The 12442-nt window shown below is 67.9% G+C and carries 14 protein-coding genes and 1 tRNA gene; 4 read left to right on the top strand and 11 right to left on the bottom strand.

What is annotated here, in order from left to right; all coding sequences use genetic code 11:
* Positions 1 to 40: 40 nt before the first annotated feature.
* From HV783_RS03405 to dapC, 5 genes are read right to left on the bottom strand one after another with little or no spacing between them, the layout of a single operon-like run.
* Positions 41 to 1975 (bottom strand): ABC-F family ATP-binding cassette domain-containing protein, encoded by a 1935-nt coding sequence (locus tag HV783_RS03405; protein ID WP_175188700.1) that lies wholly within the window; start codon positions 1973 to 1975, stop codon positions 41 to 43.
* Positions 1972 to 2868, bottom strand: a complete 897-nt coding sequence (gene prmB / locus HV783_RS03400; RefSeq protein ID WP_064526414.1) for a 50S ribosomal protein L3 N(5)-glutamine methyltransferase — start codon at positions 2866 to 2868, stop codon at positions 1972 to 1974. Before prmB ends, HV783_RS03405 begins: the two co-directional genes overlap by 4 nt.
* 10 nt (positions 2869 to 2878) lie before the next feature.
* The gene (dapE, locus tag HV783_RS03395) at positions 2879 to 4093 is read right to left on the bottom strand and encodes a succinyl-diaminopimelate desuccinylase (RefSeq protein WP_254603828.1); all 1215 of its coding nucleotides are present in this window, start codon (positions 4091 to 4093) and stop codon (positions 2879 to 2881) included.
* Entirely contained in the window at positions 4093 to 4914 is an 822-nt protein-coding gene (gene dapD, locus HV783_RS03390; RefSeq protein ID WP_006395964.1) for a 2,3,4,5-tetrahydropyridine-2,6-dicarboxylate N-succinyltransferase, read from the bottom strand. The genes dapE and dapD overlap by 1 nt, the downstream gene beginning before the upstream one ends.
* A 28-nt stretch (positions 4915 to 4942) precedes the next feature.
* On the bottom strand, positions 4943 to 6139 hold the full coding sequence (gene dapC, locus HV783_RS03385; protein ID WP_054502121.1) for a succinyldiaminopimelate transaminase: 1197 nt from the start codon (positions 6137 to 6139) through the stop codon (positions 4943 to 4945).
* A gap of 47 nt (positions 6140 to 6186) precedes the next feature.
* Here dapC and HV783_RS03380 point away from each other — a divergent pair.
* The 3 genes from HV783_RS03380 (at position 6187) to HV783_RS03370 (ending at position 7625) form a co-directional block, all read left to right on the top strand.
* Positions 6187 to 6273, top strand: a tRNA-Leu gene (locus HV783_RS03380).
* Between the two features lie 439 nt (positions 6274 to 6712).
* Positions 6713 to 6838 (top strand): hypothetical protein, encoded by a 126-nt coding sequence (locus tag HV783_RS29690; protein WP_372412862.1) that lies wholly within the window; start codon positions 6713 to 6715, stop codon positions 6836 to 6838.
* 55 nt (positions 6839 to 6893) lie between these two features.
* A complete protein-coding gene (locus tag HV783_RS03370; RefSeq protein WP_175188699.1) occupies positions 6894 to 7625 on the top strand; it encodes a hypothetical protein in 732 nt (243 codons plus the stop codon).
* A 41-nt stretch (positions 7626 to 7666) separates the two neighbouring features.
* On the opposite strand, the gene HV783_RS03365 is transcribed toward HV783_RS03370, so the two are convergent.
* The 5 genes from HV783_RS03365 to HV783_RS03345 all read right to left on the bottom strand — a co-directional run bounded on the left by HV783_RS03365 (position 7667) and on the right by HV783_RS03345 (position 10296).
* Positions 7667 to 8248, bottom strand: coding sequence for a hypothetical protein (locus tag HV783_RS03365; RefSeq protein WP_175188698.1), 582 nt, complete (start codon positions 8246 to 8248; stop codon positions 7667 to 7669).
* Between the two features lie 5 nt (positions 8249 to 8253).
* Positions 8254 to 8835 carry a hypothetical protein gene (locus HV783_RS03360; protein WP_175166742.1) on the bottom strand — a complete coding sequence of 194 codons (582 nt, stop codon included), beginning with the start codon at positions 8833 to 8835 and terminating at the stop codon, positions 8254 to 8256.
* Between the two features lie 44 nt (positions 8836 to 8879).
* Entirely contained in the window at positions 8880 to 9392 is a 513-nt protein-coding gene (locus HV783_RS03355; RefSeq protein ID WP_175188697.1) for a hypothetical protein, read from the bottom strand.
* An 11-nt stretch (positions 9393 to 9403) separates the two neighbouring features.
* On the bottom strand, positions 9404 to 9763 hold the full coding sequence (locus HV783_RS03350) for a hypothetical protein (protein WP_054502126.1): 360 nt from the start codon (positions 9761 to 9763) through the stop codon (positions 9404 to 9406).
* Between the two features lie 104 nt (positions 9764 to 9867).
* The gene (locus HV783_RS03345; RefSeq protein ID WP_240317249.1) at positions 9868 to 10296 is read right to left on the bottom strand and encodes a lysozyme inhibitor LprI family protein; all 429 of its coding nucleotides are present in this window, start codon (positions 10294 to 10296) and stop codon (positions 9868 to 9870) included.
* A gap of 173 nt (positions 10297 to 10469) precedes the next feature.
* Between HV783_RS03345 and aqpZ the strand changes: the two genes are divergently transcribed.
* On the top strand, positions 10470 to 11180 hold the full coding sequence (gene aqpZ / locus HV783_RS03340; RefSeq protein ID WP_064526437.1) for an aquaporin Z: 711 nt from the start codon (positions 10470 to 10472) through the stop codon (positions 11178 to 11180).
* A gap of 23 nt (positions 11181 to 11203) precedes the next feature.
* On the opposite strand, the gene HV783_RS03335 is transcribed toward aqpZ, so the two are convergent.
* Positions 11204 to 12421: a DUF1444 domain-containing protein gene (locus tag HV783_RS03335; protein ID WP_175188696.1), complete on the bottom strand. Its 1218-nt coding sequence runs from the start codon at positions 12419 to 12421 to the stop codon at positions 11204 to 11206.
* Positions 12422 to 12442 lie beyond the last annotated feature (21 nt).

Genomic DNA, 12442 nt, shown 5'->3' with positions numbered 1-12442 from the left:
CGAGGGAAAGGGCGGACGGCCCATGCCGTCCGCCCGCGGCTCAGGCTTCGCCCTGTTCGATTTCTTCGAGCGAGCCCTGCAATTCCAGCCACTGTTCCTCCAGCGTCTCCATGCGCTTGCCGTGTTCGCCATGTTCGGCCATGACTTTCTGGCGCTCGGCGCGACGCGCATCGGAATACAGGTCCGGGTCGGCGATGACGCCGTCCAGCGCCTGCAGCTTGGCCCGCAGTTTCTCCATCTCGGCCTCGACCTTGGCGAGCTTGGCTTCCAGTGGCTTGCGCAGCGCCGACAGGCGTTGGCGCTGCTCGGCCTCGGCGCGGCGTTGCGCCTTGCGGTCGACCACGGCCTCGCCGTTCTCGGCGTTCTCGCGGGCGGCCTCGGCGCGTTCGCCGGCGTTGCGGGCCGCCAGCCAGTCGCGGTAGTCCTCCAGGTCGCCGTCGAATTCGCGCACGGCGCCGTCGGCCACGATCCAGAAGCTGTCCACGGTGGTGCGCAGCAGATGGCGATCATGCGAGACCAGCAGCATGCTGCCGCCGAACTCGGCCAGCGCGGCGGCCAGGGCCTCGCGCGTCTCGACGTCCAGGTGGTTGCTGGGCTCGTCCAGCAGCAGCAGGTTGGGCTTCTGCCAGACGATCAGCGACAGGGCCAGGCGGGCCTTTTCGCCGCCCGACATAGGCCCGACCTTGCTGTTGACCGTGTCGCCCGAGAAGCCGAAGCCGCCCAGGTAGTTGCGCAATTCCTGCTCGCGCGTTTCCGGCGACAGCCGCGCCAGGTGGGCCAGCGGCGTGCTGTCCACGTCCAGCATGTCGAGCTGGTGCTGGTGGAAATAGCCGATGGCCAGCCCGCGCGAGGCGCGGCGTTCGCCGGCCTGCACCGGCAGTTCCTCGGCCAGGGTCTTGATCAGCGTGCTCTTGCCGGCGCCGTTGGCGCCCAGCACGCCGACGCGGCTGCCGGCGCGCACCATCAGCGTCACGTCGCGCAGGATCGGCACTTCGTTGCCGGCCGCGTCGGTGTAGCCGGCCGACAGGTGTTCCAGCGTCAGCAGCGGATCGGGCACCTGGTCGGGCGAGGGGATGCGGATGTCGATGCCGGCCTCGGCGTGCAGCGGCGCCAACACCTGCATGCGCGCCAGGGCTTTGACCCGGCTCTGGGCCTGCTTGGCCTTGGAGGCCTTGGCCTTGAAGCGGTCGATGAAGCCCTGCAGGCGCGCGGCTTCGCGCGTCTGGCGTTCGTAGGCGATGTTGGTCTGGCGCAGGCGCTCGGCGCGCTGCGTCAGGAAGTCGCCGTAGCCGCCGCGGTAGCGCACCAGCTTGGCGTGATCGAAATGCAGGATGGACTTGGCCACCGCGTCCAGGAACTCGGTGTCGTGGGAGATCAGCATGACGGTGCCGGGATAGGCGGCCAGCCATTTCTCCAGCCACAGCATGGCGTCCAGGTCCAGGTGGTTGGTGGGCTCGTCCAGCAGCAACAGTTCGGACGGCGCCATCAGCGCGCGCGCCAGCGCCAGGCGCATGCGCCAGCCGCCGGAGAAGCTTGCCACCGGCTGGGTCCATTCGGCCGGCTTGAAGCCCAGGCCGGCCAGCAACTGCTCGGCGCGCGAGGCCGCGCTCCAGGCGCCGGCCTCGACCAGCGCCGCTTCGACCTCGGCGATCTGCGTGCCCTGGTCGTCGGTCAGCTCGGCGCGGCGTGCCTGCAGGGCGCGCAGCGGCGTGTCGCCGTCGATGACGAATTCACGCGCGGGGCGGTCGTCGGCATGCAGTTCCTGTTCGACGCTGGCGATGCGCCAGCCGGCCGGCAGCGCCAGGTTGCCGGCGTCCAGGTCCAGCGCGCCGGTCAGCAGCGCGAACAGCGACGACTTGCCGGCGCCGTTCTTGCCGACGATGCCGACGCGTTCGCCCGGGTGCACCACGAATTCGGCGTCGTCCAGCAGCACCTTGGTGCCGCGACGCAGGGTCAATCCAGAGGCGCGGATCACGTCGTCAACTGCTCGCGGGTCAGCAGCAGCAACTGGTCGGACGCTGCTTCCGTATCCAGCCACACCGGCGACAGCTCAGGGAAGGCGGCTTCGAAGAAATCGCGCTCGTGGCCGATCTCCAGCACCAGCACGCCGTTCTCCGACAGGTAGCGCGGGGCCGCCTGCAGGATGCGGCGCACCAGGTCCATGCCGTCGGCGCCGCCGGCCAGGGCCAGGTGCGGCTCGTGGCGGTATTCCTGCGGCAGCACGTCCATCGAGCCGCTGTTGACGTAGGGCGGGTTGCAGACGATGACGTCGTACTGGCGTTCGGGCAGGCTGTCGAACAGATCGCTCTGGTGCAGCGCGAGGCGATCGCCCAGGCCGTAGTCATCGACGTTGCGGCGGGCGACTTCCAGCGCGTCTGGCGACACGTCGACGGCGTCCACCTGAGCGTAGGGGAAGGCCAGGGCCGACAGGATCGCCAGGCAGCCCGAGCCGGTGCACATGTCCAGCACGCTGTCGACGGCCTGTGCGTCCTGCACCCAGGGCGACAGGCCTTCGTCCAGCAGCTCCGCGATGGGCGAGCGCGGCACGATGACGCGCGCGTCCACGTAGAAGCGATGCCCGCGCAGCCAGGCCTCGTTGGTGAGATACGCGGCCGGCACGCGCTCGGTGACGCGGCGGTCGATCAGCTCCAGCACGCGGTTGCGCTCCTCGCTGAGCACGCGGGCGTCCAGGAAGGGCTCCAGCGTGTCCAGCGGCAGGTGCAGCGCGTGCAGGACCAGATAGACCGTCTCGTCCCAGGCGTTGTCGCTGCCGTGTCCCAGCGCCACCTGGGCGGCGTTCAGGCGCGATACGCCGTAGCGGATCAGGTCGCGCAGGGTCAGCAGTTCTTGGCGGGCGGATTGATACATGAGAGGCTTTTTAAGCGGCGGGCAGGAGGTTTTCCAGCGTGCGCCGATAGATGTTTTTCAGCGGGTCCAGCGAGGCCAGCTCGATACGCTCGTTGACCTTGTGGATCGTGGCGTTGCAGGGGCCGAACTCGATGACTTGCGGGCAGATCTTGGCGATGAAGCGGCCATCGGACGTGCCGCCGGTGGTCGACAGCTCGGCCGTCACGCCGGTCTCGGCCTGGATGGCCTGCACCAGCGCATCGGTCAGCGAACCGCGCGGGGTCAGGAAAGGCTCGCCGCCCAGCTCCCAGTCCAGCGTGTATTCCAGGCCATGGCGGTCCAGCACTTCGTGCACCCGCGCCTTCAGGCCTTCCGGCGTGCTGGCGGTGGAGAAGCGGAAGTTGAACAGCGCCACCGCCTCGCCCGGCACCACGTTGGTGGCGCCCGTGCCCGAGTTCAGGTTCGAGACCTGGAACGTGGTCGGCGGGAAGTACTCGTTGCCCTGATCCCACTCGATCGCGACGATCTCGGCCAGCGCCGGCGCCAACTGGTGCACAGGGTTGCGCGCCAGGTGCGGATAGGCCACGTGGCCCTGGACGCCCTTGACCGTCAACGTGCCCGACAGTGAGCCGCGGCGGCCGTTCTTGCAGGTGTCGCCGAGCACGTCGCCCGAGGTGGGTTCGCCGACGATGCAGTAGTCCATCTGCTCGCCGCGCGCCTTGAGCGCGTCACAGACGATGGCGGTGCCGTCGATCGACGGGCCTTCCTCGTCCGAAGTGATCAACAGGGCGATCGAGCCGCCGTGCCGCGGGTTGGCCGCCACGAATTCCTCGGCTGCCACCACGAAGGCCGCGATCGAGCTTTTCATGTCGGCGGCGCCGCGGCCGTACAGGTAGCCGTCGCGCTCGGTGGGCACGAACGGATCGCTTTCCCACTTCTCGCGCGGGCCCGGGGGCACCACGTCGGTGTGGCCGGCGAAGACCACCAGCGGCGCGGTGTTGCCACGGCGCGCCCACAGGTTGGTGACGCCGCCCTGGGCGATGGTTTCGCAGGTGAAGCCGAGCGGCGCCAGGCGCGCGGCCAGCGTCGCCTGGCAATCGGCGTCCGCCGGGGTGACCGACGGACGGGCGATCAGGTCCTTGACCAGATCCAGAACAACCGAGGGAGGTTGGCCCTCCTGCCGCTGCGCGGCTGCCTCCCCAAGGGAGGGTGCACGCCCTTCGGGCGGCCGTGCGGTCGTGCGCATTACGCCCTCAGCAGATCGTTGATGCTGGTCTTGGCGCGGGTCTGCGCGTCGACACGCTTGACGATGACGGCGCAGGCCAGGCTGTGCGAGCCGTCGGCCGAGGGCAGCGAACCCGGCACCACCACCGAACCCGACGGCACGCGGCCGTAGGTGACCTTGCCCGTGGCGCGGTCATAGATCTTGGTGCTTTGCGACAGGTACACGCCCATGGCCAGCACCGAGTTCTCTTCGACGATCACGCCTTCCACGACTTCCGAGCGGGCGCCGATGAAGCAGTTGTCTTCGATGATGGTGGGGTTGGCCTGCAGCGGCTCGAGCACGCCGCCGATACCGACGCCGCCGGACAGGTGGACGTTCTTGCCAATCTGGGCGCACGAGCCGACGGTGGCCCAGGTGTCGACCATGGTGCCTTCATCGACGTAGGCGCCGATGTTGACGTACGAGGGCATCAGCACCACGTTGCGGCCGATGAAGGCGCCGCGGCGGGCGACGGCGGGCGGCACCACGCGGTAGCCGCCTTGCTTGAAGGCGTTGTCGCCGTATTCGGAGAACTTGAGCGGCACCTTGTCGTAGAACTGCAGCGGGGCCTGGCCCATGATGGCGTTGTCGTACAGTCGGAACGACAGCAGCACGGCCTTCTTGATCCACTGGTGCACGACCCAGTCGTCGTTGATTTTCTCGGCCACGCGCAGGCGGCCCAGGTCCAGCCCGTCGATCGTGTGTTCGACGGCTTCGCGCACTTCGGCGCTGGCGTCGGAGGGCGACAGGTTGGCCCGGTCGTCCCAGGCTTTTTCGATGGTGGTCTGGAGGTCGAGAGTCATAGCGGCTCAGCTTTTCAAAAAAGGTTGATCAAACGGAAGTATGTACGAAATGGGCGATGCGTTCGGCCGCCTGCACGCAATCGGCCAACGGCGCCACCAGGGCCAGGCGGATGCGCCCCTGCCCGGGATTCACGCCGTGCGCTTCGCGCGCCAGGAAACTGCCCGGCAGCACGGTAACACCGGTACGGCCGTAAAGGTCACGCGCGAACGCGGTATCCGAACCCGGGGTGGCTGCCCACAGGTAGAACGAGGCCTGCGGACGCTGCACGTCCAGCACGTTCTGCAGGATCGGCAGCACCGCCTCGAATTTCTCGCGGTACAGGCGGCGGTTGTCCTTGACGTGGGCCTCGTCGGTCCAGGCGGCGATGCTGGCCGCCGACACCAGCGGGCTCATGGCGCTGCCATGATACGTGCGGTAGCGCAGGAAGCGGCCGATCAACGCGGCGTCGCCCGCCACGAAACCCGAACGCAGGCCCGGCACGTTGGAGCGCTTGGACAGGCTGGAGAAGGCCACCAGGTTGCGGTAGTCGTTGCGGCCCAGGCGGCGCGCCGCCTGCAGGCCGCCCAGCGGCGGATTGCCTTCGTCCAGATAGATTTCGGAGTAGCACTCGTCGGAGGCGATCACGAAGCCGTGGCGGTCGGACAGCGCGAACAGGTCTTCCCATTCGTCCAGCGTCATGACGTTGCCGGCCGGGTTGCCGGGCGAGCAGACGAACACCATGCGGGTCTTTTTCCAGACCTCGTCCGGCACCTGGTTCCAGTCGCAGGCGAAATTGCGCAGCGCGTCGGCGTTGACGTAATAGGGCGTGGCGCCGGCCAGCAGCGTGGCGCCCTCGTAGATCTGGTAGAACGGGTTGGGGCAGATCACCACCGACCCAGCCGCCGGATCGATCACGGTCTGGGTGAAGGCGAACAGCGCCTCGCGCGAGCCGAGCGCCGGCAGTACCTGGGTCTCGGCGTCCGGCGCCGGGATGCTGTAGCGCTGTGCCAGCCAGTTGGCGATGGCCTGGCGCAGCGCGGGATCGCCCTTGGTCGACGGGTACACCGACAGTCCGCCAAGGTTGTCGCGAATGGCCTGCGCAACGCGTTCCGGCGCGGCGTGTTTGGGCTCGCCGATCGACAGGTTGATGGGCGTCAGGCCGTCCGGTTGCGCAGTGGCCGAGGCCAGCAGGGCGCGCAGTTTTTCGAACGGGTAGGGGTGCAGGGCATCGAGGCGCGGATTCATGACGCAAGATTTTAACAAGCAAGCTACAATAGCGGGCTTGGCCTATTGCGAAGGTGGCGAAATTGGTAGACGCACCAGGTTTAGGTCCTGACGCCGTAACAGGTGTAGGGGTTCGAGTCCCCTCCTTCGCACCAACCCTATTCGGATCGTGACCGGCGCCCCGCCGTCACTGTCCCACGACTCCGAGCCATGACCCCGAGACATGTTTGTGTCTCGGGGTTTTTTCATTTTTCTCCCTTTGGAATGTCCTTATTAATCAAATGGTTTATAACCCAATGATTGATAATCAAATGGTGGATCAATCCTGATCGAAGCCTCGGCCCGGGCGCCGGGCTCACTAGCCTGTAGCGCGCGCCTGTACCGCATTTGTCTCGCTTGTTATAAAGAGGCCTGAAGCTTTTCTTGTCGAGCGAGGGTAAATTGTTGTCGATTCAATCACTTGGCCGCGGCGCATTAATGGTGTTGCTCGCCGGCCTCGCATCGGGCTGTTCTTCCTCCTCTCCCCTGAATGTCTGGTCGGCGCCGGCGTCGTCATCCGGCCCCGACTCGTCGCGCGTCAGTCTCGAATGCCGGGTGAGCCGCAGCAGTTGCCTGTATGACGGCAAGTACGAAGCGGGCGAGCGCGATTACGCCGAGGACGAGGCCAAGCGCCTGAACCGCGCCGAATTGGACCGGCTGCGCCGCGCCGCCGGCAATTGATCGAACAGTAACGGCCGCCTGACCGCGGGCCGTTTTGTTGGCGGAATCGCTCGCGATGGAATACGGCAAGGCCTTTTTTGACCTGCAACTGCGCTTTGCGCAGGCGGCGCTCGCCCTGGCGGGAATTTCCCTTGAGCGCGCCGTGATGGACTACACCAATGTCTATATCCGGTTTGGACTGGGTCGCGACTTCGATGCCCGTCATGCGGCCTGGCGGGAATACGCCGACGGGCTCGTGGCTGCGCCGGACATTGGCGACTGGACGTATCGACATTACCTGCGGCTGGGCGCGGACCGGCCGGGCGTGGACACGTCCGGCGCCGTTTCTGGCTGTTTTTCCTACGTCATGCAGGATGCCGCCACCGTGCGGCTGCATTTCCGCAATGCCGAGCCGGCGCCGGCATCGCCGCTGAGCGGCAGCCGCCTGCCGCTGAGAATCGACGAATTGCGGTCACTGTTTCATGCCATCCGGCGGGATCGGCCAGCAGCCAGGAGGGTGGCGGGAACGTCATGGCTGTACAACCTGCCGGCCTACCGGCGCTGTTTCCCGGCGGATTATGTCGGCAGCCTGCGCCTTGCGGGTGATCGCTTTCGCAACGTGTCGCTCTGGGGACAGTTCCTGCGTCGCGATGGCGCGTTGAGAGCGCAAGCCGTGCGGGAGTTCGAGGCGGGCTGGGCGCGAGCGGGCGATGTCCGCGATCTGGCGGCATGCTTTCCGCTGCGGGCGCTGGCGGCCGAGGCGCCGATCGCGGCGTTCTATCGGCACTACGGCATAGCGCAGGGCTGAACCGGCGGCCCCTCGCTGTCCGCCCGCGGCCCCGCGGCCGCCTAGCGCGTCGCGGCCTGCAGCCGGATGCGGAACGTCGCCCGCGGATCGTTGAACGCGCTGGCGCTGTCGGCGCCGATATCGATGCGTGCAGTGCCGGCGTTGGCGTACGACCTGTTCGAAAAGTGCTTCACCACGTCGCGCCCGGAGACGATGTCGGCCAGGTAGATGGCAGGGCTGAAGTCGACCTGCCCGTGGCGCAGATCGGCGGTCACGGCCACCAGCGCCCAACGACATACCCCTTTGCCGTAATAGTCCTCGTCGCGGAATCGGTCGAGGAGGATTTCGGCGCGATAGCCGCCATCGGCGGCGGGCTCGAATGAGACGGGCGCGCGTTGCTCCGGCACCACCGTGGCGCCGGTGACGGCGGTCAGCGGCACGCAGTCCGGGTTCTCGACCCGGTAGTCGGCATGACCGTCAATGCGTTCGAAGGGGCCCGGCGCGTCCTCGACGCGCACGCTCAGGTCCACGCGCTGGCGCGCTTGCGGATCGGGGTGCGCAACGACGTTCGCGGCCAGCGCGCAGGCCGAAGCGGACACGGCCGCAAACACCGGCAGGGCAATCGAAACGAGGCGGCGCGTCATGACGTTCAGCGGGCCGGTTTGGCGGGGGCCAGCGTGTCGTACTGGTCGATCTGGCCGACGTCCACCCAGCCGGCCGCGCAGTCGCCCTGGTAGTCGTCATCCTTGGTGCGTTCGCAGGCCTGGCCGCGCTTGGCCCGCTTCCATTGCACCGGCAGGTCGGCGTCCTTGCACAGCGCGTTGCCACGGCATTCGGGCACGCTGGCGGTGGGCACGGCGATCACGTAGTGGCGCTGTTCCTCGCCCTTGCGCACCATGGCCGGAATGCAGACGAACTGGCGGTCCATGACGTGAGCCACCGGTTTGCCCTGGCCGTCGACGCGGTCATTCAGGTCAACGCCGCCGTCGCCGGCGATCGAGCCGAAGGCGGCGCCTTCGCCGCAGTCGCCCAGGTACATCACGGTGTAGCCGTCGGCGCTGCATTGCGCGCTGTTGCCGCCGTCGGCGTGACACTCGATCCGCGAGGCGGGCGTCATGGCGGCCAGCTTGGCCTGCGCGTCGGCGACCGAGGTGACAGGGGCGGCCTGGGCAGCTCCAGCGCAGAGGCTGGCGGCCAGGGTGGCGAACAGGCGGGACAGGGAGATCGTCATGGATGCTTCCATAGGGTGATGGGGAAAACAGCGGGCGGCGGCGCTCACGCGGTGGCGGCAAGGGTGGTTTGCTGCCTGCCGTAGAACACCCGCGCGCAGACCGCGCCGCTTATCAGGCCGGGCACGCCTCCCAGGAACACTGGAAAGCTCATTTCGGGCAGGGTGTATTCGCGCACCGCGAAGCCGAGCAGGAAGGTGAAGGCGTAGAGGCCGCCCAGCAGCCCCGGCCAGCAATACGAGCGCCATGACGGGGTGGCGGGGCGGCAGGCGCCCGCCACCAGGCCGCACAGCAGCGCGGGCACGCCGCCGTACAGGTACGACCAGGGCACCAGGAAGATCGACGTGAACAGCGCCTCGACGCTTATCGAGGAGATGGCCACGAACAGCGCGAAGACCAGGGTGCCAACCGGGGGCCCCAGTGCGGCGAACAGGGCGGCGCCGGCGGCGGCCGAGCGGGCAATGTCGCCGCGCGTTTTGCCGGCGGGCCGGCGCGCGAGGCGCCACGTCAGCGCGCCCAGCGACATGGCGGCCAGTACACACACGGATAACAGCAGCACAGCGTGGCTTCTCAGACGTCGGTGGGTTTGTTGGGAAACAGGTTCAGGGAAAGGATCGCGTCGGGATACGTCGCGAGCAGCATGCCGGACAAATGGCCATGCAGCGCGCCGAACAGCGGCCAGGTCAGCGGCTCGCTGCCGGGCAGCAGGTCCAGCAGCATCAGTTGGCCGGTGCGCACGGTGCCGACGAAGTAGGCGCGTTCGTCATGCTGGCCGGTGGGCGTGGCCCGGTAGATCTTCGTGGCGCGGCCGCTGTCGTCCTTGCGCCAACTGTTACCGCTGGTCGTGGTTCGGACGCTGAGGGGGGCGATGTCTGCCTGGATGGTCTCCCAAAGGGTGCGGGCGTTGGCGGCGTATACGACGATGGTCATGGTGGGCGTTGTCCTATTCGAAAAATGGGTAACGCGAGGCCAAGCACGGCAAAGTTACCAACGCCGCCGCGCCGCGGCAAGCGCCGCCGCGTTCCGCCGCATCGTCAGTCGCCCGCCAGTTCCCGCAGTTCGGCGGCGCGGCTGATATTGAGCAGCATCGGGCAGTATTCATACATGGGCGAACCGACGTGCGCCCCGGCCAGGGCGCAATGGCCGTTGCGGTAGGCCAGCCAGGCTTTCTGCGTCTGTTCCAACTTGGCGGCGTCTTCCGGGAAATCGCTGGCCAGGCGCGCCTGGATCCGGGCGTAGAGCGTGTTGATCTCCCGCTTGGCCGCCGCCGAGACGCCTTCGGCGCAGGCGCCCACGGTGCCGTTGTTGGTGACGCCTGCGTCGCGCAGGCAGCGGTCGTACTGGCCCATGTAGTCCGGCGTGGAGGCGCCCAGGACCAGGGCGGGAGACAGCATCAGGGAGAGGGCGAAGGCGTGTCGGATCATGACGGCGTGGATGGGAAACAGGGAAGGGGCGCGCGGCATGGCCGCGCAGGCGAAGCATACCGCCCGCCGCCGCCGTTCGTCCTAGCCGTGTTGCAGCATGGCGGGGGGCGTCATCGTCAAGTACTGTCAAGAACCAGCAGGAATTTTCATTGCTTTGAAGTCGCAATTCCCGGTGCGGGCTACCGTCGGGTTTTCTGTTGCGGAGGCAAGTCATGTATCCCTTATCGAAACGCTGCGGCGCGGAATTCTTCGGCACTTTCTGGCTGGTGCTCGGCGGCTGCGGCGCGGCGGTGCTGGCCGCCGGGTTTCCGCAGTTGGGCATCGGTTTCGCCGGCGTGGCGCTGGCGTTCGGCCTGACGGTGCTGACCATGGCGTTCGCGGTCGGCCATATCTCCGGCGGGCACTTCAATCCCGCCGTCACGGTCGGGCTGGTGGCCGGCGGCCGCTTCCCGGCGCGCGAGATCCTGCCGTACGTGCTGGCGCAGGTGCTGGGCGCCATCGCCGCGGCGGCGGTGCTGGCGGTGATCGCCGATGGCAAGCTGGGCTTCGACCTCAAGGGCAGTCACTTCGCCGCCAACGGCTACGGCGCCTATTCGCCCGGCAAGTATTCGATGGCGGCCGCGCTGGTCACCGAAGTCGTGATGACGGCGGGGTTCCTGTTCGTGATTCTGGGCGCCACCGCCAAGCGGGCGCCTGCCGGTTTCGCCGCCATCCCCATTGGCCTGGCGTTGACGCTGATCCACCTGGTCAGCATTCCCGTCACCAATACGTCGGTGAATCCGGCGCGTTCCACCGGCCCGGCATTGTTCGTGGGCGGCTGGGCGCTGGAGCAACTGTGGCTGTTCTGGGCAGCGCCGATCGCCGGCGCGATCATCGGGGCGCTGGCCTACCGGCTGGTGAGCGAGCCAGCCTCGCAGGCGTAAGGAGCGGGGCGCGCCGACCCGGGTCAGTCCATCGCCTGCAACCCGGCCAACTGCGCATCGCTGGGAAACCCGCGGGTGCGGTAGCGCACCGGATAGAGGTTCTCGCGCTCGAGCAGCGGGGCCAGCATGGCCACCGCCTGCGTCCAGGCGACCACCCGGACTTCGCCGATCTCGTCGGTCGCGTCCGGGCGCACCAGTGCCAGACGGTCGACCTCGGGCAGCGAGGTGTCCACGCCGCGGGTCCAGGTGGCCAGCGAGAACGAGGCGTCGGCGTCGCCGTCCTGCACGAACAGGTTGTAGGTGGCGACAAACACGTCGACGCCCTGTTCCTCGTAAAGATGGTCCAGCGCCTCTTTCTGGGCGTCGTAGTCGCCCTTGGCCAGCGTGCGCGCCAAGTGGGCCTGGCGCTGCAGCAATTCGTCGTGCGGCGGCCGGTAGCGTTCGACGCCGGCCTCGCCATAGCGGTACATACAGGGCGAGACGGGCCGGCCGTGCGGGATGACCTGCTGGCACAGCTCGGCCATCCTCATCAGGCCTTCGGTGTCGTTGTCGCCGCTGACCAGCAGCAGGTCGCGGGTCGGCATCATGAAGACCGGCCGGCCGCGCACCGGGACGCGCTCCAGCATGTCGGGCAGCAGCACGCGGCTGATGTCATAGCCGTCTTCCCAGCCGCCGCCGTAGACGCCCGGCGCCACCTCCACGAAGTTGTCGGCCGAGTCGCGCAGATTGTCGATGGCGATGGCCAGCGCTTCGTCGAACGTGATGCCCCAGGAGGCTTCGGGCCCGTTGGTGAGGGTGGCGATGGATTCCGGCCGGTCCAGCGCCAGCAGCACCACGCAGTCGTCGCCGAAGGGGCGCACGGCGGGCTGGAACGCCGCGTCGTTGCCGTCGTTGCGCAGGTGGTGCATGCGCACGGCCTCGACGGCGCTGCGGCCACGGATGACGGGACGCAGCAGCGCGCGCGCTTCGGCCAGCGAGTGCGGCATGGCCTGGCCGCTGCTGAGCAGGGTGGAGACATAGCCCTGCAAGGCGCCCTGGCGTTGTCCGCCGCGGGCATCGCAATAGGCGTGGTAGGCGTTGTGCAGGTTGAAGTAGGCGCTGTCACCGTGCAGCAGGCGGAACTCGTCGGCCTTGTAGGTGAGCTCGCCGGTGTAGCCCCGTTGCCGGACGGCGGCGATGAACAGCGTGGCGAACTGATCTTGCGTGGGCTTGCGCCGGAACAGCGAGTCTAGGAATCCCATGCTTGTCTCACCTGGTGGGGG

Source organism: Achromobacter dolens, assembly GCF_902859745.1.
GTDB classification, from domain to species: Bacteria; Pseudomonadota; Gammaproteobacteria; order Burkholderiales; family Burkholderiaceae_B; genus Achromobacter; species Achromobacter dolens.
This window is presented reverse-complemented; position numbering and strand designations above follow the sequence as displayed.

What these genes read in the sequence shown, in the direction of transcription:
- HV783_RS03345 (WP_240317249.1), bottom strand. Translation starts at nt 10,296, where the DNA reads ATGCCGCGCGCCCCTTCCCTGTTTCCCATCCACGCCGTCATGATCCGA.
- aqpZ (WP_064526437.1), top strand. Translation starts at nt 10,470, where the DNA reads ATGTATCCCTTATCGAAACGCTGCGGCGCGGAATTCTTCGGCACTTTC.
- HV783_RS03350 (WP_054502126.1), bottom strand. Translation starts at nt 9,763, where the DNA reads ATGACCATCGTCGTATACGCCGCCAACGCCCGCACCCTTTGGGAGACC.
- dapC (WP_054502121.1), bottom strand. Translation starts at nt 6,139, where the DNA reads ATGAATCCGCGCCTCGATGCCCTGCACCCCTACCCGTTCGAAAAACTG.
- prmB (WP_064526414.1), bottom strand. Translation starts at nt 2,868, where the DNA reads ATGTATCAATCCGCCCGCCAAGAACTGCTGACCCTGCGCGACCTGATC.
- dapE (WP_254603828.1), bottom strand. Translation starts at nt 4,093, where the DNA reads ATGCGCACGACCGCACGGCCGCCCGAAGGGCGTGCACCCTCCCTTGGG.
- HV783_RS03335 (WP_175188696.1), bottom strand. Translation starts at nt 12,421, where the DNA reads ATGGGATTCCTAGACTCGCTGTTCCGGCGCAAGCCCACGCAAGATCAG.
- HV783_RS03365 (WP_175188698.1), bottom strand. Translation starts at nt 8,248, where the DNA reads ATGACGCGCCGCCTCGTTTCGATTGCCCTGCCGGTGTTTGCGGCCGTG.
- HV783_RS03360 (WP_175166742.1), bottom strand. Translation starts at nt 8,835, where the DNA reads ATGACGATCTCCCTGTCCCGCCTGTTCGCCACCCTGGCCGCCAGCCTC.
- dapD (WP_006395964.1), bottom strand. Translation starts at nt 4,914, where the DNA reads ATGACTCTCGACCTCCAGACCACCATCGAAAAAGCCTGGGACGACCGG.
- HV783_RS03370 (WP_175188699.1), top strand. Translation starts at nt 6,894, where the DNA reads ATGGAATACGGCAAGGCCTTTTTTGACCTGCAACTGCGCTTTGCGCAG.